This is a genomic window from Methylophilus rhizosphaerae, from assembly GCF_900100975.1.
Classification (GTDB): domain Bacteria; phylum Pseudomonadota; class Gammaproteobacteria; order Burkholderiales; family Methylophilaceae; genus Methylophilus; species Methylophilus rhizosphaerae.
In genome coordinates, this window is the sequence record NZ_FNFX01000003.1 from 406717 (window position 1) to 426701 (window position 19985).

Genomic DNA, 19985 nt, shown 5'->3' on the forward strand with positions numbered 1-19985 from the left:
CGGATGGTTCTGACGTTGATGCTGCACTGGTTACGTACGCTGCTGGCCTGTTGCTTGGTGCTGCTGGGAATCTCCGGCAGCCAGGCAGCGGATGGCTTGGTGGAAATCCCGCCATTAAACAGTGCTGTCACCGACCTGACGCAGACTTTGTCTGCAGAAGAGCAGGCGGCGCTCAATGAGAAATTGGCACAGTTCTCGCAGCAGGCTGGCTCGCAGGTCGCCGTGCTGATCCTGCCGACCACGCAGCCGGAAGATATTGCACAATTCGGTATCCGCCTGGCCGATGCGTGGAAAATAGGCCGCGCAAAGCAGGATGATGGCGTGATTATCATCGTGGCCAAACAGGATAGAAAAATGCGTATCGAGGTCGGTTATGGCCTGGAAGGTGCCATTCCAGATGCGGTTGCCAAGCGGATTATTGCCGAACAATTGTCCCCGGCTTTCAAGCAGGGCCAGTTCTATGCCGGGCTTAACCTGGCGACCGATACCCTGATTAAACTGATACAAGGCGAACAATTGCCCGCACCCGCCAAAACACCCGCTGTCGCAGGGCAGGGCGACCTGATGCAATGGCTACCGATATTGATGTTCGCCGCCATTATTGCCGGTGCCATTTTACGCGGCATGCTGGGCGCATTTTTTGGCAGCGCCCTGACAGGTGGCGTACTGGCCATGCTGGCTGGTTCCCTCGGGGCCACATTGTTGGTGATGGGCCTGGTCGGCCTGGCCGCGTTTGTTTTTACCCTGGCCATGGGGAGTAGCGGGCAAGGCGGATTACCGGGCGGCGGTTTTCCTGTTGGCTATGGCGGCGGTGGGCGCCATGGACCGGATATTTTCAGTGGTGGCGGTGGCGGCTTTGGTGGCGGTGGCGCGTCGGGAGACTGGTAAATGAAGCCCATCCATCCGGCCAAACGTTTTTTACGGCATATCACCAGCCATCCGTGGCAGGTCAGGCGCTATTTTTCCGAAACAGCATTGCAACATATCGAGCAGGCCATCGCCGATAGCGAACGTCGGCATGCCGGGGAAGTGCGCGTGGTGATTGAATCCGGCTTACCCTTGTCTGCCATTATGCAGCGCCTGTCACCGCGGCAGCGGGCGATACAGTTATTCGGGCAACTGAATATCTGGGATACCGAACACAATAATGGCGTACTGATCTATTTAATGCTGGCAGACCGCGATGTGGAAATTGTTGCCGACCGCGGTATCCATCGCCATGTCGGCGACCGAGGCTGGCAGCATATATGCCGGCAGATGGAAGAAATGTTTAGGAGTGGACAGTTTGAACAAGGCGTTACACACGGCATTACTGCCATTGGCCAGCATCTGGCAGATTATTTTCCGCCTGAAGCGATTCCGCGTAACGAACTCAGTAATCACGTACTGGTGCTGTAGCTTGTTACTGGTCGGTATGCCAGCCCGGGCAGACCTGCAGGATATCAACCGCATTTACCACACTGAACCCAGCCTGGCGGCGTTTGAAATCTGCCAGGGTGGCGGCTGTGCCCATTCCGATATGTTGCAACTCAGCCAGCCTGAATGGGAGAACGTGCTGCGCATATTCACCTCTCAGTCAGAGACAGCTGAACAGGAGCGTGCCCGGATTGCAGCGGCCATTGGCATGCTGGAAGATATCGTCGGCACCAAAACAGGCACCGCTGCGGACAGGGCAGGGACTTTTGGCAATAGCGAATACCAGCACCAGCAGGATTGTAATGACGAAGCCATTAACAGCACCACCTATATGCGTCTGATGCAGCAGGCCGGCCTGATCCGCTTCCATACGATTCTGGACACGCGTACCCGCAAATTCTTCTTCAGCGGCTGGCCGCATACCACGGCGGTGATTCGGGAGAACGACAGCAACGCCGAGTATGCGGTGGATAGCTGGTTTTATGATAACGGCCATCCTGCCACCATCGTGCCGATGGCACAGTGGAAAGATGGCTATATTCCCGAAGACAGCCCCATCCGACACCGCGAATAAAGCTGCCATATCTGCTGACTATCGTTGTATTAAAGGCTAAAATCTTGCCTTTAGATTCCTGATTAGAAACACATTCTTATGCGCGCCTCACAATTTTTCATTGCCACCCAAAAAGAAGCTCCTTCCGATGCCGAACTGATCAGCCATAAACTGATGGTGCGTGCCGGGTTGATCAAAAAACTGGGCAGCGGTTTGTATAGCTGGATGCCACTGGGTTTACGCGTATTGCGCAAAGTGGAAAACATCGTGCGTGACGAAATGAACAAGGCCGGTGCGCTGGAGCTGCTGATGCCTGCAGTGCAACCGAAAGAACTATGGGAAGAAACCGGCCGCTGGGCCGTATTTGGCCCGCAGATGCTGAAAATCCGCGACAGGCACGAGCGTGACTTCTGTTTTGGTCCTACGCATGAGGAAGTGATTACTGACATCGCCCGCAAGGAAATCAGCAGCTACAAACAATTGCCGCTGAACTTCTACCAGATCCAGACCAAATTCCGTGACGAGATCCGTCCGCGCTTTGGCGTGATGCGCGCACGTGAGTTCCTGATGAAAGATGCCTATTCTTTCCATACCAGTGCGGATTGCCTGGTCAACACTTACAACACCATGCACACTGCTTACAGCAATGTGTTTACGCGGCTGGGCCTGAAATTCCGTGCGGTCAGGGCTGACTCAGGAGCCATCGGTGGTGATGGTTCGCAGGAATTTCATGTGCTGGCAGATAGCGGTGAAGACGCATTGGCTTACTGTGAGCAGTCTGAGTACGCTGCCAATGTGGAAATGGCCGAAGCCATTGCAACCGGTAGCCGTGCTGCGGCAACGGAAACCATGCACGAAGTGGATACCCCCAAGCAGACCAGTTGTGAGGATGTGGCCAAGTTGCTGGAAATTCCGGTCAGCAAAACGGTGAAGTCCGTGGCACTGATGGTGGATGATGTGTTTACGCTGGCGTTACTGCGTGGCGACCACCAGTTGAACGAAATTAAATTCGGCAAAATTGAAGGGGTACAGAATTTCCGCCTGGCGACCGAAGAAGAAATCCGTGGCAACCTGGGTTGCCCACCCGGTTTTATCGGCCCGGTTGGTGTCAGCGGTCAGGTGCGTGTGATTGCAGACAAAACAGTCGCTTTGATGAGTGATTTTGTCTGTGGTGCCAATAAACCCAAATTCCACCTGGCGAGTGTCAATTTTGGCCGCGACTTAGCCGAGCCATCCGTGGTGGCTGATATCCGCAATGTGGTGGAAGGGGACGCCAGCCCGGACGGCAAAGGCACATTGAGTTTGTGCCGCGGCATTGAAGTGGGCCATATTTTCCAGTTGGGCACCAAATATTCAGAAGCCATGCAAGCGACTTACCTGGACGAAAACGGGCAGTCGCAGGTGATGCAAATGGGCTGTTACGGTATTGGTGTTTCTCGTATCGTTGGCGCGGCAATTGAGCAAGGCAACGATGACAAAGGTATTATCTTCCCGCGCAATATGGCGCCATTCGATGTAGTGATCTGCCCGATTGGCCTGGACAAGAGCGAAGCCGTGAAGCAGGCAGCGGAAGATATTTACCGTCAGTTGCAACAGGCAGGAGTGGATGTATTGTTGGATGACCGTGTTGAGCGTCCTGGCGTGATGTTTGCCGAAAGTGACCTGATGGGAATTCCGCATCGCCTGGTGATCGGTGATCGCGGGCTGGCAGAAGGCAAAGTGGAATATAAAGGCCGTACCGATGCCGAGGCACAAAACTTGCAAGCGACTGACTGCGTTACGTTTTTACGTGACAAACTTGGTCAATCATAAGAAGGTGATTTCTCCTTCTGTTTTGACGTCTGACCATTTTTCTATTGGATAGAATAGGCAGCATGAACAAAACAACGCTTTTATTTTTCTGGATGCTGGCTGGCCTGTTAGGGTCATCCGTCTCCATGGCTGGCAACCAGCAGGAAGAGCCGTTGGCAAATAATGTCAGGGCGCTGATGCAGAAATCGGTCAGTGATGTGGCAGCGCCACGCTTGCTGTTTGATTCTGAACAATTGGCGCAGGCCTGGTTGCAGGAGATGTCCGGGCGCCTGGTAAAGCGCATGCCGGATGCGCAATATCGTGAGGATTTTCTCAAGTCTGTGCATTATGAGGCCACCCGTGCTGGGCTGGACCCGCAACTGGTGCTGGGGTTGATCCAGGTTGAGAGCGGTTTCAAAAAGTATGCGGTTTCCAGCGTGGGTGCACGCGGATATATGCAGGTGATGCCGTTCTGGGTCAGAAGTATAGGTGCCAGTGAGCACAACCTGTTCGACATGCGCCTTAACCTGCGTTACGGTTGTACCATTCTGCGCCATTACCTGGATATTGAGCATGGCGATTATTACCGCGCCCTGGGCCGCTATAACGGCAGTCTGGGCAAGCCGGAATATCCTAAGCTGGTGGTAGGCGCCTGGCGCAATTACTGGCATTTTTCGCCATCGGTTACGGTGAATATGGCCAGCCAGTAAGTACAGTTGAATGAATCTGTATAAAAAAGCCGCGCAATTGCGCGGCTTTTTTGTTTGTGGATTGCCGCTTATTTCACAACCTTGAATCCGTAGTAGGTACCGAATTCGCCTTCGTTTTCGTGATAAACGAACATCATGCCGTTGGTGTAACCCAGGCCATTGAAGTGGTTTTGTGAGCGCAGTTTCATCGTGGCAGGTAACGCGCTTTTGCCGACATAATGCCCAGTCAGGTCAAAAATCAGTACGGCTTTATGGTCAACATCGAGCAAAGCCAATTCGTTGCCAGTGACGCCGGTAAAGGCAATAAAGTGATCGCTGATATCATCGTGGGCGACGTGTGCCGCAGCAAAATCCAGTTTGATTTCCTTGAGTTTCTCGCGCTGTTTCGGGTCTACTACAAACACCAGGTTGCCATGTTCCTGCTTGGCATAATACTGGTTGCTGGCAGGATCATAGCTGGGCATGGTGCCTGCATCGCCGAAGGCGGGATTAAACTGCGCAACGTCGCCCGAGCTACTCAATATCTCACCGTTATCGTTGACTTCCAGGCTGTAAATGCCCGTGTTCGGCATAAACCCCACGGCACTGGAAATATTGTAGGTGATGGTTTCCAGTTTGTTCGAGTTCGCGTTGTAGTAAAGCGAGCGGTTATCAAAACCGGGCCTGGCCGAATTCACATACTGGCCTGTTGCGGTAAAGGCATGCACTTCCGACTTGGAAATTGGCGCTTCGAATTCACTGCCCATAGGTGCCAGACCGCCATCGGCAATGTAGTAATGCTGGTTGCCCGGTAAATAGGCCACTGTCATCGGGCGCGTGGTCGGTTTTTTGGTTAAAGGAATTTTCACGCCGACTTCCGCCTCCGGCAGGATATCTGCATGGCTAGTCAGTGACAGGCAGAGCAACATCAGCCCGCCCAGTGTTGTTGTCTTGAATTGCATAGCTCCGTAACCCAGTTTTTATATGAATGATGTAAACGTTATTCTAACCGCCGCGGTTTACTTTTTCGATACTGCACGTGTAATCAGCATGGCATCGCCATAACTGAAAAAACGGTAGGATTGCTTAATGGCATGTGCGTAAGCCTGGCGCATCAGGTCGTAGCCGCCAAATGCCGAGACCAGCATCATCAAGGTACTTTTGGGCAGGTGGAAATTGGTGATCAGGCGGTCAACCAGTTTGAATTCGAAGCCGGGCGTAATAAAAATATCCGTTTCGCCATGGTGCGCAAACAGCTTGCCTGCATGGGCGGCGCTTTCCAGCGTGCGCAAGGAAGTCGTACCCACTGCGGTCACGCGTTTCCCGTTAGCACGCGCTTCCAGGATGGCGTCTATCGTCTGCTCCGGCAAATGATATACCTCGCTATGCATGTGATGCTCGGCGATATTGTCTACTTTTACTGGTTGGAACGTGCCAGCACCGACATGCAAGGTGACATAGTGCACCTGCACGCCTTTAGCGATCAGGGATTGCAATAGCGCTTCATCAAAATGCAGTCCTGCCGTCGGTGCCGCAACGGCACCTTCATGCCTGGCAAACACAGTCTGGTAACGTGTGCTGTCTGTGGTATCCGCTGTATGTTCAATATAAGGTGGTAAAGGTAGTTGCCCGTAGCGCTCAAGGAAGTCATACCACGATTCATTACCCAGTAAACGGATATGGAACATATCCATGTGGCGTCCAAGCACTTCTGCCTGGTAATCGCCTGGCAGATGCAACAGGCCGCCAGCCTTGGGTGAGCGCGAAGATTTGATTTGCGCGTAAGCCTCCTGCGCATTGAGCACGCGATCTATCATGACCTCAATCTGGCCACCGGTGGCTTTTTGCCCGAACAATCTTGCTTTGATCACTTTTGTATCATTAAGAACCAATACATCGCCAGCCTCAAAATGATCACCGATCTGGCGGAAAAAACTGTCCTGGATCGAATGATTCGTGGCATTCACTTCGAGTAAACGGCTTTCTGAACGATGCGGTAAAGGGTGTTGTGCAATCAGGTCTGGCGGTAGATAAAAATCGAAATCTAGAGTTCTCATAAAGCAAAATTATGGTTATAATAGCGGTTTGTTGTCCAACATTATATCCCATGCCGGGATGGCGGAACTGGTAGACGCACTGGACTCAAAATCCAGCGCCGCAAGGCGTGCCGGTTCGATTCCGGCTCCCGGCACCATTTGGACATCCAACGCAGCCCTAATGCAATGAAAAATCCCGTAAATCAATAGATTACGGGATTTTTTTACGTCTATAGCAGCGATAAATGATAGTGTCGATGATGGTGAAGCGACCCTTGCTGTCATGTCACTCAACGACGCTGATGGCTTAGACCCGACACTCCTTTGAATGCCGGGTTTTTAGTTTATATCTTCACTTTCCAGGCACATTCATTGTGAATGTGTTTCTGTCCTGTCTGCATAAATCCAGGCCCTGCATCAACCGAACCTCAGGCCAGCGTCTTGGCAGGACTTGCCTGCCTTAGCCGCTCAGGTCTGATGGCTTGTTATCCCTATGGTTTAGGGTCGAATTCATAAGTCAGTGTCAACCATGCTGCGCGAGGTGCCCCTGGCGCTACGAAAGTCGTATTCTGCCAATCCCTGGAGTTGTAATTGAATCCACTGGTACCAATTGCGCCATTGATGGATGGAGAGAACGGGTTAGCGCCTAGTTGGCTGGCGGAGTAATACTTGCGATTAAATAAGTTATTAATCTGGAGCCCAAGCGTTAATCCCTTATCGAGCTTGTAGCTGGTATTTAGGTTGAATATGGCATAGCCAGGTGTACTGCCATCCTGACTGAATGGTTGACCCACAGTTGTAGATGGCTGGGCATCACACTGGAAATAGCCGGTAAAGTCGCCAGTGACAGGGTCAAATGCAGGATTACAGCTGGCAGCAATCTGACCCGCTTGCTGTGCCGCCGGCCCTTTATGGTGCTCGTTGTTTTCATTGCCACGAGAAATCGCGCTGGAGCGCATGATCATATTCAGGCCAATTTTCCAGCGATCGGTCACGCGGTAATTGAGGGACACATTCAGGTTATGCAAAGGCACGCCAGGCATGCGGCTGCCTGGCTTGATCTTGTATTGGCGAAAACTGGATTGACCGTATTTGTTGTAATAAGCGGCGTTGTGGGGAAATTCCAGATGATAACCTCCGTCAGGGTCCTCGACATATTGATACATGCCTGGGCCAACCCCATTATTGGGGTCAAAGTTAGTGCTGCTGTTGGACAGGTTGAACATATGGAAGGCGCTTTCGAACGTGGCGCTGGTCAGGCTGTAATTCACGGAAATATCCAGGTCGCCGACATTCCCTGCAAATCCTAGCTCTAACCCTTGGCGGCGTGTGTCGCCGATGGTGTCGAAATAATTGCGGGAAGAAGACAGGCTGGTAAAGTAAATATCGTCTTTCAGGTCGGTCTGGAAAGCGCTGATATTCCATTTCCATTGATTGGGAAAAATGCCGCGGGCGCCGAGCTCACTGGTGGTGGCCTTGATTTGGGGCAGGTAAGGGTCACCGGAAAGTTGGGAGGGTAGGGTACATGCACCCGCACTCTGTAATGCAGGATCGCTGCTGTAGGCGCAACCAAGCTCAATCACGGAAGGTGCGCGTGTTCCCTGGCTCCAGTTTCCATACAGGTTTATGTTCTCTTGCGGTGAATAACTTGCGCCTAGTGATGGGTTAAGGGAATAGTAAGAAAACTTTTCCTTATGCCCATCCAGGCTGGAACGGTCACCGAAGTTGCCATTAGGACGATAGTAGCCATTCAGCCCGCTTGCCTGGGCGTCATCTGTAAGTGTGCTCGTGGCATTAGGCGTTGTCGGGCAATTGGTGGGATCCTGGCATAGAATGATATCTGGGTTGGCGGCAAAGTCTTTCAGGTTGTGCAGTTCGGCAAAACCGGCAGCCGTTCGCGATTTCAGGTTATTGGTCACCGTTGTCTTGTTATAACGCGCAGAGGCCGAGAAATTCCATTTTTCGACAGGCGTCCATGTTTCGCTGAAATAAAGGCTGGAGGTCCTGGAGTTGCCATCGAACGCATTGTTGGTGATGTCATGCGACGCTGCATAAAATTCCGGAGAAATATTGGCCGGATCAAGATATACATTGTGGGATGCATCAATCAGGCCCAGGCGTGAAACGCTGCTGTAGGTTGCTTTTGCAGAATCCAGGGATAAGCCGACCATGAATTTGTGTTTCTCGAGATTCCAGTTGAACTGCATGGCGCCACCATTGGTCACTTGGTCAATGGTGGTTGTATCAATCTGGCCAATGGGGGTTCCGTTGATGACTCCTGTCCCATTTCCCCCGTACCCGGCGTCGCCATTCGCACCATTCCGCATCTTCAATTGTTCCAGGATAGCTTGTCTGGTACTGGGATTGCATACTCCAGATGCATTGGTCGGGTTGTTAATGGGAGGCAAAGGGGTAAACCCATCAGACGTATCCCATTTACCATCTCCGTCTGCATCCAGATATTGGCACAAGGGGAGGTTATTCGCTGGTGTTGAAGTTTCCCTGCCGAAATCATAAGTACCGACCATGTCCGGGAAAGCCTGGTAAAAATCGCCATTGACCGATTTGCGCTTGCTCTCCCTGTGATAGACCTGGGTGGTGATGTTGAAGGTGTCAGAAACATCGAAAGCACTTGCAAGCTGCAGTTGCAGTAACTTATTTTTTGTTTCATCGGGGGAGGTGAATACGCTTTTCGGTCTTTGGTCGTATAGCTCCTTGGGAATCAAGCCATTGCCGACCAGGTCATTGCCTGCATATAAAGAAGACAGGCCTAGTTTCAACTTGTCATTGCGCCATTCTGCCTTGCCGAATAACTGGTTTACCTTGGAAGGCGAATTGTCACGCCATCCGTTTTCATCAAAGATATTTGCTGCCACATAACCAGCGATTACGCCATTGTTCCCGCCAGCTTCGGCCTGCAGTTGTTTCCTGTCAAAAGAACCGCCGGTGAGTTTTGCCGTCAGGACATCGCCGTCGAACCCGCTTTTGGTACGTACCGAGAGGGCCCCACCCAGGGTATTCAACCCAAACACCGGATTGGATCCGGGAAAGACGTCTACACTGGCCAGGGCCATCATGGGGATCATGTCCCAGTTGACAACATCGCCGAAAGGCTCATTGACGCGGACACCATCGAAAAATACGGATAACCCTTGCGGGGTACCCAGCTGGGGGCCTGCCGTGAAGCCACGATAGGTCACATCCATCTGGAACGGATTTCCCTGATAGTCATTGGTGTTCACCGATTGCAATTTTGAATTCATGAGCCCGGCAAGACTGAGCTCATTTGACTCTTTGATTTCCTGGGCGCTGATGCTCTGCACATTACCTGGGATCTGTTCTTTTGTGAGCCCAAGACCGGGCATGGGGCCTGTTTCATAAAAGCGTTTGCCTCTGACTGTTACTTCATCCAGTTGCAGCCGGGTTGAGGTGTCCTGTGACACAGGCTGGATGACGACAGCATCTTCATCCATGGTGGCTTGCAAACCACTTCCTTGCAGTAATTGTTTCAGTGCTTCAATCGGTGATATCAAGCCTTTGACGGCTGGGGCTATCTTGTTTTTAGCCAGGGCGCTGTCAAAGGCGATATTCAGGCCTGTGGTATTGGCCAGCTGCTTGATGGAGCGATCAAGCGGTTGTGACGGTATATTGAACTGCCTGACAGATTTTCCCTGGTTCGCCGTTGGCAATTCGGTATTAAGGCTGGCTGCCTGAAGATTGCCGTTTGTTGCCAGCAGGATTGCTGTCAGTGGCAAGCCTGCCATGGCAAGTAAGCGGCGAGGTTGTGTGCGTCCGGATTGCATGTTCATTCTCCCTGATTTTGCGATTTGATATCGCTATAACTGTTGATCAGGAAAAACACTGATGTCCGGATAAAAATAAATTATTGCGTCACTGTTTTTTTGGCCGGTATTGCTGTTATCAAGGTCTGCTCCGGCGTGGTGACTACTTTCACTGGCGCCATGTTAGGCAATTGCCTGAGGAATGTTTCGATACTTTGCGATTTGATAACCGCCGTAATCTGGTGGTTGTTGCCGGTGTCGCTTTGGGCGATGACAGGCGCTTTGCGATAGCGTGAGAGCGTTTCGGCAATCTCATCGATACCGGCCTGATCAAAAGTGATCACGCCTTTTTCAAAGGTAAATGCATCGGTGGCCTGGCGGATAGTTTTCAGTGGATTAGCCGCATCCGCACGCACCTCTGCAACTTCTCCGTTATGGAGCATTATTGGTGTACTGGTTTCGTTCTGTGAGTCTTGTTTCTCGACCTTGACCAAGCCATGATCAACACTGATGCGGATCAACTTCTGCATACGGTTGACCGCAAAGCGTGTGCCCAGGACGCTGACGCGTGCAGATCCGCTATCGACGATAAAGGGGCGTGATTCATCGCGGGCGACTTCAAAAATGGCCTCGCCGCGCTTGAGCTTGACCAGGCGATGATCACGGTAATAACTCACTTCGATATCGGTACCGGTATTCATGGTCAGCAGCGTACCGTCTTCCAATCGTTGCGACTTGATATCACCTAATTCCGTCTGCGCGGCTAACTGCATGACGGGTTGCGATTGCCAAAACTGGTAGGCAAAAATACTGCCGATGCCAAGTGTCAGTGCGCCCAGCACACCAGCGGCAGTTTTTTTGAATCGATGGCTGCGCTCGAGTTTATTGAAATAGTTTTTCTGCTCCATGGCAGTTGCGAGTGTTTCAAGCGCCACCGGCGAATCAAAGCTATCCCATAACCTTGAGACCTCACTATACGCCTCCTGATTGGCTGCACTTTCCATAAGCCAGCTTTCAAAACGGCTTCGCTCACTGTCCTCCACCTCGGCATGTTGCATGCGCAGGAACCATTGGATGGCGGCTTGCTTGGATTTTTTGAAATGCGCTGCTGCCATATTGTTAGCGGATGAATTCCTGTGCTTCCAGCAGATCAGCCATGGCGCGCAACAGATGGCGTTGTACCATATTGACGGTAATAGATAATTTATTGGCAATCTCCTGTTGAGATAACCCTTCAATACGAAATAACCAGAATGTTTCTTTGCAGCGTGCGGGCAACCCGTCAATGACTCTCTGCAATGCTTCCAGGCGTTGTTTGATTTGTACCAGTTCTTCCGGGGAGGGTGATAAGGATACCAACGGATTGCCCGCCCCATCGCTTCCCATTTCTTCCGGCGTCAACAAAGGCAGGAAACGACGCGATGACTTAAACTCGTCGAGGGTCAGGTTGCGGGCAATCATTCTCAAATACGCATGAGGTTTCTCATCACGACCAGCAGAGGATGTCAGCGCAAATCGAAGAAGCGCATCATGAAGGATATCGCAGGCACGATGATGGCAGCGTGTTTCCTTATAAATATTGGGTAACAAATTGCTGTATGCCCAATATAAATCTATACCGTGCCAGTACATTTCTTAATGACGATCTGATCAAGCAGTGCTAAAGAAAAAAACGAACGGTGCATAGGTACGCCTTGACAAGCTAATACCATTGAAACAGCAAAATTTATACCATTCAGGTGCTGTCCTCCTGACCTTTGTTTTTAAGTTAATATGGAATTTTTCTTAAGTTTAAGAGTGGTTGTATAGATGAATGTTGGTTGCTCACAGCCACCAACTTAATTGGATTGAAGTACTGGTATCTCGCTTGGCCTTAATCTTTTAGATTGCTGCAAAAATGATTATGTGGTGACCCATTGAGCCTTGTCTGAGGGTGTATGTGCAGTTGCAGTTAAGTTGCTGAAAATTTACATTGCTGACACCACGCGCCACATTTTTTATCTTGTCACTATGGCGCGCTTATGCTAACGTGACATGTGTAACAAATTTGTAACTAAACGTAATTTAGTTGCTACAAACTAAATTCTGGGTTGGCAAACATGTTATCCATCTGTGAAACACAATGCATAGCGAAACCGAATGCTTCAGCTTCAGTGGCAAGTGTCTGTAAGTTGCTACTAAGCCTCATTGTGTTTTCAGGTCTGATTGCACTGGGGTTTATGCATATTGGTGCCTGGATGGTGTTTCCATTTGCCGGTTTGGAATTGGTGTTAGTGGTTCTGGCATTTGTGGTGGTGTTGCGCCACAGAGATGATTACGAAAAGATCACTCTTGCCGAGGACTATGTTGAAATCGAACAATGTGTGTTGGGAAAAGTAAAGCACATCCGGTTTCAGCGATATTGGACCCGGGTAACGCTCAGGGAAGGTGAGAACGGTAAAACGTCACTGTGGCTTGGGTCCCATAATCAAGAAGTCGAGTTTGGTCGTGATACCATGAGCAACGCGCAACGTGATGAACTGGTATCGCATCTCAAGCGAACACTTCAGAAACTAAATAACTAGATTTTGGAGCAGATTAGATGCAAGGGATGAAGAAACTCGGGGCAAGTGCGTTCGCATTGTTTTATTCATTGAGCGCACGGGCTGACTATACGTTCAATTTCCCAGAGCCGGTTACACCGATGGCACTGGATACGCTACACGTTCATAACAAATTCATGCTGATTACCGCCGTTATTTTTGTGGTGGTATTGGCAATCATGATTTACTCCATTGTGAAGCACCGCCATGACAAGGGTTACAAACCTGTCGTGGACAAGGCGCCTTCCACAGCCATGGAAATTTTCTGGACACTGGTGCCATTTGCCATTCTGCTACTGATCGACTTTGTCATTATGGGGATTCCGGCTTACCACAGTGTGGTTGTGATGGAAGATACACGTGACCAGTCCACGATGGTGATCAAGATTACCGGCTCACAATGGCGCTGGCAGTATGAGTATCTGGATGGAGATGCCAAAGGCATCAAATTCGTGAGCAACCTGACCACGACCAACGGTCAGATGCATAATGAAGAAGATAAAGGCGAACATTACCTGCTGGAAGTGGATAATCCGCTGGTGCTGCCTGTGGGGGAAAAAGTCCGTATCCTGATGACGGCTGCGGATGTCTTGCATAACTGGTGGGTGCCACAATTTGGTTCTGCCCGTGTGGCTGTTCCTGGTTTTATCCGCGAAACCTGGGTGCAGGTTGAAAAACCGGGAGTTTATCGCGGGCAATGTAAAGAGCTCTGTGGCAAGGGGCACGGTTACATGCCGGTGGTGGTTAACGCGATCTCTAAAGAAGAGTTTGCCGAGTGGGCAAATAAAAAACAAGAGGAGCAAAAAGCCGCCAATGATGTCAAAGAAATGACCAAGGACGAGTTACTGGCACAAGGTAAGACCGTGTACGAGAAAAACTGTGCGGTATGCCACCAGGTGACCGGTGCAGGCTTGCCGCCAGCTTTCCCTGCGCTGACAGGCAGCAAGATTGCGACCGGCCCGATTTTTGGTGCAGATGGCAAATACCAGAAGGATAGTCACCTTGACCGCGTGCTGAATGGTAAAGGCGTCATGCCGGCATGGAAAGCAACGTTGAACGACACCGAAATTGCTGCTGTGATGACGTATGAGCGGAATGCCTTGGGGAATGCTGCTTCTGTAGATGCTGTGGTGCAACCTGCACAAGTAAAAGCAGCACGTGAATAATATTTGAGAGATTTTAGGAGAGCAACGATGAGTACTACGACTGTAGCACATCACGATGAGCATCAGGAGCATCCTACCGGCATCATGCGTTGGTTGACAACGACCAACCATAAAGACATCGGTACCATGTATCTGACATTCTCGCTGGTGATGTTTTTGGTTGGCGGCTGTATGATTTTGGGCATTCGTGCCGAACTATTTAAACCAGGATTGCAGTTGATGAATCCTGAGTTTTTCAACCAATTGATTGGCGTGCACGCGCTGATTATGATTTTCGCGGCGTTGATGCCGGCGGCGACAGGATTTGCCAACTGGATGTTGCCGTTGCAACTTGGTGCACCGGACATGGCCTTGCCTCGCTTGAATAACTGGGGTTTCTGGATTCTGCCGCCATCAGCCGTCTTGCTAACCTTGCCTTTTACCCTGGCATTGTTTGGGATCGGTGATGGGGCTCTGGCAACTGGCTGGACATTTTATCCACCGCTTTCTATCCAGGGTGGCCTGGGCGTGGATTTTGCCATTTTTGCGATTCACCTGCTGGGTATCTCATCGGTACTGGGCTCCATCAATATCATCGTGACTATTTTCAATATGCGTGCACCAGGCATGACATTAATGAAAATGCCACTGTTTGCATGGGGCTGGCTGATCACCGCTTTCCTGCTGATTGCTACTATTCCTGTGTTGGCTGGTGCAGTGACGATGTTACTGACAGACCGCCACTTCGGCACACACTTCTTTAATGCTGCTGGTGGTGGTGATCCGATTATGTTCCAGCATTTGTTCTGGTTCTTTGGTCACCCTGAAGTGTATATCCTGCTGTTGCCTGTCTGGGGTTTCATTCCACAAATTCTGCAGACATTCAGCCGCAAACCCATGTATGGCTATAAAGCACAAGTGTATTCCCTGTGGGGGATCGGCGCATTGTCCGTGGTTGTCTGGGCACACCACTTCTTTGCTGCGGGGATGCCTGTACCTGCCTTGCTTTATTTCATGTATAGCACAATGGCGATTTCATTACCGCTGGCGGTATTGTTCTATTGCTGGATTCGTACCATGTGGAAAGGCTCCATGAGCTTTGAAACACCCATGCTGTTCACCGTTGGCTGGATTATCCTGTTCGGCATAGGCGGCCTGACCGGCCTGGTGCTGGCGGACGTGGCGGCCGATGCGCAATACCATAACAGCTATTTTGTGGTGGCTCACTTCCATTACACCCTGTTTGCCGGAGGCATCATGGGCATCATGGCGGGTGTGTATTACTGGTTGCCAAAAATGACCGGTCACATGTACAACGAGAAACTGGGTAAATTGCATTTCTGGCTGACCGCCATTTCTTTCAATGTGACCTTTATTCCGCAGTTCTTCGTTGGCCTGGCAGGGATGCCACGCCGTATCCCTGACTATGCATTGCAGTTTGCCGAGTTCAACATGATCTCCTCGATTGGGGCTTTTGTGCTGGGCTTGTCACAACTGCTGCTGGTCTACAACATTATCAGTTGTGTACGTGGTGGCCAGAAAGCGACTGACCGTGTCTGGGAAGGTGCGGTAGGCCTGGAGTGGACGTTGCCTTCTCCTCCGCCATATCACAGCTTTACCGAGCAACCGGTAGTGAAATAGGAGCGTATCAGGCCGTTCAGGGAGCAACTGGGTGGCCTGATGATCCGGTAAAAGTATTGCAGGAATCAGAATTTTGAGCGAACAGAAGCAAAGAAATAGCAGGAAAATTGCCTGGATATTGGCAGGTGTGGCGATTGCATGGTATTTGATTTCCATGTTCACCGTCTGGAAATAAATTTGTTTGAAGACGTATAGTGGTGAATCAACAGCAATCGCAGGCTAATAAAAAACTGGCGTTAAAACTGGTGTGGGTTATTGCTGGCGCGCTGGTGTTTGCCTTTGCCCTGGTACCTTTATATGACGTAATTTGCTCGGTCACCGGCCTGAATGGTAAGACAAGTAATACTGCCACGACAGCCACGGCACAAAAGGTAGATACGTCGCGGGAGGTAACGGTGCAGTTTGTGTCCTCCGTGATGTCTGGGCTGGGGTGGAATTTTTACCCCAAACAAAACAGTGTTACGGTACATCCCGGCCAAGTGACATCGGTCATGTTTGAAGCAAAAAACATTACCAATGAAGTGGTGGTCGGGCAGGCGATACCGAGTGTGACACCAGGGATAGCATCTGCACATTTGAAAAAAATTGAGTGTTTCTGTTTTACGCGGCAGTCACTCAAGCCAGGAGAGATGAAAGAGTTACCGCTCAGATTTTTTGTGAGTACAGATTTGCCGCCGGAAGTACATGAATTGACCCTGTCATATTCGTTCTTCCCGGTGAGTGAATAAGATGAACATGTAATTGAATTATAAAAATCAAGTGATTGGGAGTTAATGCATGGCAAGTCATTCAGAGAATCATTATTTCGTACCACATGGCAGTGTCTATCCCGCACTCATTTCTGTTGGCCTGTTATCCATGGCCAGCGGGTTTGTGTTTAATGTCACGGGCTCTGATCTGCGTGGGGATGGATCACTCAGAAATCCGACGCTGGATTACCTGGCAACGCCCGGCAAATACATGATGTATTTGGGGCTGTTCATCATTCTGTTCATGATGTTCAAGTGGCTGAGTGATGTGGTAACCGAAAGTATGACCGGGCAATATAAAAAATGGGAAGATAAATCATTCCGTATCGGCATGATTGTCTTTATCTGCTCCGAGGTTGCCTTTTTTGCCGCCTTCTTCGGCGCGCTGTTCTACATGCGCATACTGGCAGTGCCGGATTTGGCTTCTTATGCCCCGGATATTACCCCGTATAAAGACTTCCTGAGTACATGGCCATCTCAGGGACCAGGAGGTGTAGTTCTGGGCGAGACTTACAAACCTAATCCTGACTTCCATCCCATGACCTGGAGTGGGTTGCCACTGATTAATACGCTGTTGTTGCTAAGTTCCGGTGCGACGATTACCTGGGCGCATTGGGGATTGATTAAAAACAATCGCAGACAGTTGATTATTGGCCTGTTCCTGACCATTGCACTGGGGGTGACTTTCCTCTGTTGCCAGGCTGCCGAATATCATCATGCCTACACTGAAATGGGGCTGACACTGAAATCCGGTGCGTATGGTGCGACTTTCTTTATGCTGACCGGTTTCCATGGCTTTCACGTGACAGTCGGGACATTGATGTTGATCGTCATCTGGTTGCGCAGTATCAAGGGCCACTTCACGCCAGAACATCACTTTGGTTTTGAAGGCGTGGCCTGGTACTGGCACTTTGTGGATGTAGTGTGGTTAGGCCTGTATATCTTTGTTTACATGCTCTAGTCAAAACAAAAAGGGCGCCTAGAGCGCCCTTTTATATACCGCCTGCATTCATTGAAACTAAAGTGTATGGCCGATATAACCAAATTGGGCAGCGACAATCAGCAGCAGGAATAAAAAGAGAGACAGGCCAATACGCACAGTCAATGCTTTGACAGTGCGATCTGAACCGCGTTTGTCCTTGAGTAAAAAAACCAAGGCTGAGAGCAGGCTGCCAATGATGACAAGCAGGATAAGAACAGTAGCAATTTTAATAAGCATGGTGTGAGTCCTTGATAGGGTAGGCACATTATGGGCTGTAAGTAGGAAAATGCAAATACCTCTGGGAAGTTACGTATTAAAGCCAAGGCCAGTTGTCATATTGGTCGTGGCGCTCATGATGGCGACCTGCCTGAAGCTGGGTTTCTGGCAGTGGCACAAGGCTGAGCAGAAGCAGGCGATTACGCGGGCATTAACGCATGGAAAACAGGATGTCATTGCATTGATTGCGCAGCAACTGAATGCCGCCAGTGTAGAAGCATTGCATACGCTGACGGTGCAGCTCACAGGACATTATCTGGCAGAGTACAGTTTCTTTCTTGATAACCAGGTTGAGCAGGAGCAAGCCGGGTTTCACGTGGTAACGCCTTTTTTGCTCGATGACGGGCATACCGCGATACTGGTGAACCGGGGCTGGATAGCCGGTTTTGCCAACCACCAGCAGGTGCCGGTTGTTAACACCAGCCAGGCGCAACAAACCATCCGCGGAATGTGGTGGCACCAGACAAAAACCGCCTTTCAGTTAGGTAAGCCCGAGCAGCGATGGAATCAGGTGCAACAAGTCATCGATTTCAAGCAACTGCAACAGCATATCCCTTATCTCCTTGTGCCTGGCGCCATATTAAAACTGGATCCTGCCGTGGTGCAGGATGGTTTTGTCCGACATTGGGATGTTCCTGCCGGCCAGGTGGAGAAACATTTAAGTTATGCTTACCAGTGGTTCGGCTTTGCGGTGGCAAGCCTGCTGATAGGGTTGTATCAAATGGTGGAGAAACGGCATTAAGATGGCACAAAAAGAAACAGATCCGGCAGCATTAGACGATGCTGCGCAGCAGCGTAAAGGGCGCATGATTTTTCTGTTGCTGGCTATTTTCTTCATCGTGCCATTGCTGGTAGTCATTGCCATGATCAAGCTGGACTGGCGTCCGGTAGGTAAAAGTTATGGCCAGTTGATTCATCCACCGGTCTCGATTGCCTCTACGACACATTGGGAAAGTGACAGGCATGAAGCCATGCCGGCCTTCTGGCAGGACAAATGGAATATCGTGCTGATTGCACGTGAGTGCGACGCTTCATGCATGCAACGCCTGTACGATTTAAGGCAAATCTATGTTTCACTCTACAAGGACATGATCCGGGTGCAGCGCGTGCTGATTACCCAGCAGGCAGATACGCGGCCGATTCGTGAGCGTTATCCCGATTTGCTGATTATCAATGGGGAAGCTACACAGATTGCTGATCTCGGGCGCCTGTTGAGTGGTGGTGGGCAGAATACGCTGGATGCGCAACGTGTTTATTTTATCGATCCGCTAGGTAATATCATGATGCAGTACTCGCTGGAACAAGAAGCCAAATGGATACGCAAAGATTTGATGAAGTTACTGAAAGCTTCCTGGGCGGGTTGATATGTTTAAATCATTGAGTATGCTGGCGGCCATACTGGCGTTTTGCGTGGTAGTGTTGGGATCCTATGTGCGTTTGTCCGATGCCGGACTGGGATGCCCTGACTGGCCGGGCTGCTATGGGGCGATGACGGTGCCACAGAGCGAGTCGGCCATTCAGGCCGCGCAGCAGGTCTATCCTGACAAACCGCTGGAACATGCCAAGGCCTGGAAGGAAATGGCGCACCGTTACCTCGCCGGAAGTTTGGGCCTGTTAATTGTAGGGTTAGCCTGGCTGGCTTACCGCAACCGGGACACGATCAAAACGGCATGGCCGCTATCTGCTGTCCTGGTCGTGCTGATTGTAATGCAGGCGTTACTGGGCATGTGGACAGTAACGCTGCTATTGAAACCCGTGATTGTGACCCTGCATTTGCTCGGCGGGATGAGTACCTTGGTAATCCTGTGCTGGATTGCCATACGTAACCATACGACACCATCGATTGCCTTACCTGCAAATCAGCAATGGTGGCTGCGTATGGCATTACTGATATGGTTGCTGCAAGTGATGCTGGGTGGCTGGACCAGCAGCAATTATGCCGCCCTGGCCTGTACCGACTTCCCTACCTGTCATGGCTTGTGGTGGCCGGAAATGGATTTCGCGGACGCGTTTCATATCACGCGTGCCCTGGGTGAAAGCCGGGATGGTGGTCAATTGCATTTGAGTGCGCTCACCGCCATTCAATGGGTTCACCGCCTGGGCGCACTGGTGGTCCTGGCCTGGGGTGTGGCCAGTGTGAAGATCCTGTTGCAGCGCCCAACAGGCCGCTGCCTGGCCTGGATAGTGCTCATGGTCTTGTTACTGCAAGTCAGCCTCGGCATTGCCAATTTATTGTTACAACTCCCGTTGGTGTTAGCGGTCTTGCATAACGCAGGTGCTGCATTACTGGGAGTCAGCCTGGTGGCTGTGAATGCCAGATTAATCAATACATCCTATTAAAAC

At 50.7% G+C, this 19985-nt stretch carries 19 protein-coding genes and 1 tRNA gene; 14 read left to right on the top strand and 6 right to left on the bottom strand.

Annotated features, from left to right (window positions below; genetic code table 11):
- Window positions 1–3: 3 nt before the first annotated feature.
- The 5 genes from BLP53_RS08870 to BLP53_RS08890 all read left to right on the top strand — a co-directional run bounded on the left by BLP53_RS08870 (window position 4) and on the right by BLP53_RS08890 (window position 4470).
- Window positions 4–888 carry a TPM domain-containing protein gene (locus BLP53_RS08870; protein WP_245652743.1) on the top strand — a complete coding sequence of 295 codons (885 nt, stop codon included), beginning with the start codon at window positions 4–6 and terminating at the stop codon, window positions 886–888.
- On the top strand, window positions 889–1398 hold the full coding sequence (locus BLP53_RS08875; RefSeq protein WP_091471788.1) for a TPM domain-containing protein: 510 nt from the start codon (window positions 889–891) through the stop codon (window positions 1396–1398).
- Window position 1399: 1 nt separating this feature from the next.
- A complete protein-coding gene (locus BLP53_RS08880; protein WP_245652745.1) occupies window positions 1400–1990 on the top strand; it encodes a hypothetical protein in 591 nt (196 codons plus the stop codon).
- Between the two features lie 78 nt (window positions 1991–2068).
- Complete coding sequence (locus BLP53_RS08885; RefSeq protein WP_091471789.1) at window positions 2069–3781, top strand: proline--tRNA ligase; 1713 nt, start codon at window positions 2069–2071, stop codon at window positions 3779–3781.
- A 92-nt stretch (window positions 3782–3873) separates the two neighbouring features.
- Complete coding sequence (locus tag BLP53_RS08890; protein WP_425412905.1) at window positions 3874–4470, top strand: lytic transglycosylase domain-containing protein; 597 nt, start codon at window positions 3874–3876, stop codon at window positions 4468–4470.
- Between the two features lie 68 nt (window positions 4471–4538).
- On the opposite strand, the gene BLP53_RS08895 is transcribed toward BLP53_RS08890, so the two are convergent.
- Together BLP53_RS08895 and queA are read right to left on the bottom strand one after the other, a co-directional pair.
- Window positions 4539–5411 (bottom strand): hypothetical protein, encoded by an 873-nt coding sequence (locus BLP53_RS08895; protein ID WP_091471791.1) that lies wholly within the window; start codon window positions 5409–5411, stop codon window positions 4539–4541.
- Between the two features lie 57 nt (window positions 5412–5468).
- Entirely contained in the window at window positions 5469–6506 is a 1038-nt protein-coding gene (gene queA / locus BLP53_RS08900) for a tRNA preQ1(34) S-adenosylmethionine ribosyltransferase-isomerase QueA (RefSeq protein WP_091471792.1), read from the bottom strand.
- Between the two features lie 52 nt (window positions 6507–6558).
- Between queA and BLP53_RS08905 the strand changes: the two genes are divergently transcribed.
- Window positions 6559–6643: transfer RNA gene (locus BLP53_RS08905), tRNA-Leu, on the top strand.
- Between the two features lie 333 nt (window positions 6644–6976).
- Here the strand turns inward: BLP53_RS08905 and BLP53_RS08910 are convergent.
- The 3 genes from BLP53_RS08910 to BLP53_RS08920 all read right to left on the bottom strand — a co-directional run bounded on the left by BLP53_RS08910 (window position 6977) and on the right by BLP53_RS08920 (window position 11857).
- Entirely contained in the window at window positions 6977–10288 is a 3312-nt protein-coding gene (locus BLP53_RS08910) for a TonB-dependent receptor (RefSeq protein ID WP_143001361.1), read from the bottom strand.
- A gap of 80 nt (window positions 10289–10368) precedes the next feature.
- The gene (locus tag BLP53_RS08915; protein WP_091471794.1) at window positions 10369–11382 is read right to left on the bottom strand and encodes a FecR family protein; all 1014 of its coding nucleotides are present in this window, start codon (window positions 11380–11382) and stop codon (window positions 10369–10371) included.
- A gap of 4 nt (window positions 11383–11386) precedes the next feature.
- A complete protein-coding gene (locus BLP53_RS08920) occupies window positions 11387–11857 on the bottom strand; it encodes an RNA polymerase sigma factor (protein ID WP_245652747.1) in 471 nt (156 codons plus the stop codon).
- 509 nt (window positions 11858–12366) lie between these two features.
- Between BLP53_RS08920 and BLP53_RS08925 the strand changes: the two genes are divergently transcribed.
- From BLP53_RS08925 to BLP53_RS08945, 5 genes are all read left to right on the top strand, one after another.
- Window positions 12367–12831 carry a DUF2244 domain-containing protein gene (locus BLP53_RS08925; protein ID WP_091471796.1) on the top strand — a complete coding sequence of 155 codons (465 nt, stop codon included), beginning with the start codon at window positions 12367–12369 and terminating at the stop codon, window positions 12829–12831.
- A gap of 17 nt (window positions 12832–12848) precedes the next feature.
- On the top strand, window positions 12849–14015 hold the full coding sequence (coxB, locus tag BLP53_RS08930) for a cytochrome c oxidase subunit II (protein WP_091471797.1): 1167 nt from the start codon (window positions 12849–12851) through the stop codon (window positions 14013–14015).
- Window positions 14016–14042: 27 nt separating this feature from the next.
- Window positions 14043–15635 (top strand): cytochrome c oxidase subunit I, encoded by a 1593-nt coding sequence (gene ctaD, locus BLP53_RS08935; protein ID WP_091471798.1) that lies wholly within the window; start codon window positions 14043–14045, stop codon window positions 15633–15635.
- A 197-nt stretch (window positions 15636–15832) separates the two neighbouring features.
- On the top strand, window positions 15833–16363 hold the full coding sequence (locus BLP53_RS08940; protein ID WP_245652748.1) for a cytochrome c oxidase assembly protein: 531 nt from the start codon (window positions 15833–15835) through the stop codon (window positions 16361–16363).
- Window positions 16364–16412: 49 nt separating this feature from the next.
- Window positions 16413–17345 (top strand): cytochrome c oxidase subunit 3, encoded by a 933-nt coding sequence (locus BLP53_RS08945; protein WP_091471800.1) that lies wholly within the window; start codon window positions 16413–16415, stop codon window positions 17343–17345.
- A 57-nt stretch (window positions 17346–17402) separates the two neighbouring features.
- Here the strand turns inward: BLP53_RS08945 and BLP53_RS08950 are convergent, their stop codons facing one another.
- Complete coding sequence (locus BLP53_RS08950; RefSeq protein WP_091471801.1) at window positions 17403–17603, bottom strand: twin transmembrane helix small protein; 201 nt, start codon at window positions 17601–17603, stop codon at window positions 17403–17405.
- Window positions 17604–17718: 115 nt separating this feature from the next.
- On the opposite strand from BLP53_RS08950, the gene BLP53_RS08955 reads away from it, so the two are divergent.
- The 3 genes from BLP53_RS08955 to BLP53_RS08965 are packed head-to-tail and all read left to right on the top strand — an operon-like array spanning window position 17719 to window position 19982.
- The gene (locus tag BLP53_RS08955; RefSeq protein WP_245652750.1) at window positions 17719–18384 is read left to right on the top strand and encodes an SURF1 family protein; all 666 of its coding nucleotides are present in this window, start codon (window positions 17719–17721) and stop codon (window positions 18382–18384) included.
- Window position 18385: 1 nt separating this feature from the next.
- The gene (locus BLP53_RS08960; protein WP_091471803.1) at window positions 18386–19006 is read left to right on the top strand and encodes a hypothetical protein; all 621 of its coding nucleotides are present in this window, start codon (window positions 18386–18388) and stop codon (window positions 19004–19006) included.
- A gap of 1 nt (window position 19007) precedes the next feature.
- On the top strand, window positions 19008–19982 hold the full coding sequence (locus BLP53_RS08965) for a COX15/CtaA family protein (RefSeq protein WP_091471804.1): 975 nt from the start codon (window positions 19008–19010) through the stop codon (window positions 19980–19982).
- The last annotated feature ends 3 nt before the right edge of the window (window positions 19983–19985 follow it).

Bases quoted from the DNA above. Each gene is read 5' to 3' on its own strand.
- BLP53_RS08875 (WP_091471788.1), top strand. From the start codon at position 889: ATGAAGCCCATCCATCCGGCCAAACGTTTTTTACGGCATATCACCAGC.
- BLP53_RS08910 (WP_143001361.1), bottom strand. From the start codon at position 10,288: ATGCAATCCGGACGCACACAACCTCGCCGCTTACTTGCCATGGCAGGC.
- ctaD (WP_091471798.1), top strand. From the start codon at position 14,043: ATGAGTACTACGACTGTAGCACATCACGATGAGCATCAGGAGCATCCT.
- BLP53_RS08945 (WP_091471800.1), top strand. From the start codon at position 16,413: ATGGCAAGTCATTCAGAGAATCATTATTTCGTACCACATGGCAGTGTC.
- coxB (WP_091471797.1), top strand. From the start codon at position 12,849: ATGCAAGGGATGAAGAAACTCGGGGCAAGTGCGTTCGCATTGTTTTAT.
- BLP53_RS08870 (WP_245652743.1), top strand. From the start codon at position 4: ATGGTTCTGACGTTGATGCTGCACTGGTTACGTACGCTGCTGGCCTGT.
- BLP53_RS08965 (WP_091471804.1), top strand. From the start codon at position 19,008: ATGTTTAAATCATTGAGTATGCTGGCGGCCATACTGGCGTTTTGCGTG.
- BLP53_RS08890 (WP_425412905.1), top strand. From the start codon at position 3,874: ATGCTGGCTGGCCTGTTAGGGTCATCCGTCTCCATGGCTGGCAACCAG.
- BLP53_RS08885 (WP_091471789.1), top strand. From the start codon at position 2,069: ATGCGCGCCTCACAATTTTTCATTGCCACCCAAAAAGAAGCTCCTTCC.
- BLP53_RS08895 (WP_091471791.1), bottom strand. From the start codon at position 5,411: ATGCAATTCAAGACAACAACACTGGGCGGGCTGATGTTGCTCTGCCTG.
- queA (WP_091471792.1), bottom strand. From the start codon at position 6,506: ATGAGAACTCTAGATTTCGATTTTTATCTACCGCCAGACCTGATTGCA.
- BLP53_RS08915 (WP_091471794.1), bottom strand. From the start codon at position 11,382: ATGGCAGCAGCGCATTTCAAAAAATCCAAGCAAGCCGCCATCCAATGG.
- BLP53_RS08950 (WP_091471801.1), bottom strand. From the start codon at position 17,603: ATGCTTATTAAAATTGCTACTGTTCTTATCCTGCTTGTCATCATTGGC.
- BLP53_RS08960 (WP_091471803.1), top strand. From the start codon at position 18,386: ATGGCACAAAAAGAAACAGATCCGGCAGCATTAGACGATGCTGCGCAG.
- BLP53_RS08925 (WP_091471796.1), top strand. From the start codon at position 12,367: ATGTTATCCATCTGTGAAACACAATGCATAGCGAAACCGAATGCTTCA.
- BLP53_RS08955 (WP_245652750.1), top strand. From the start codon at position 17,719: ATGATGGCGACCTGCCTGAAGCTGGGTTTCTGGCAGTGGCACAAGGCT.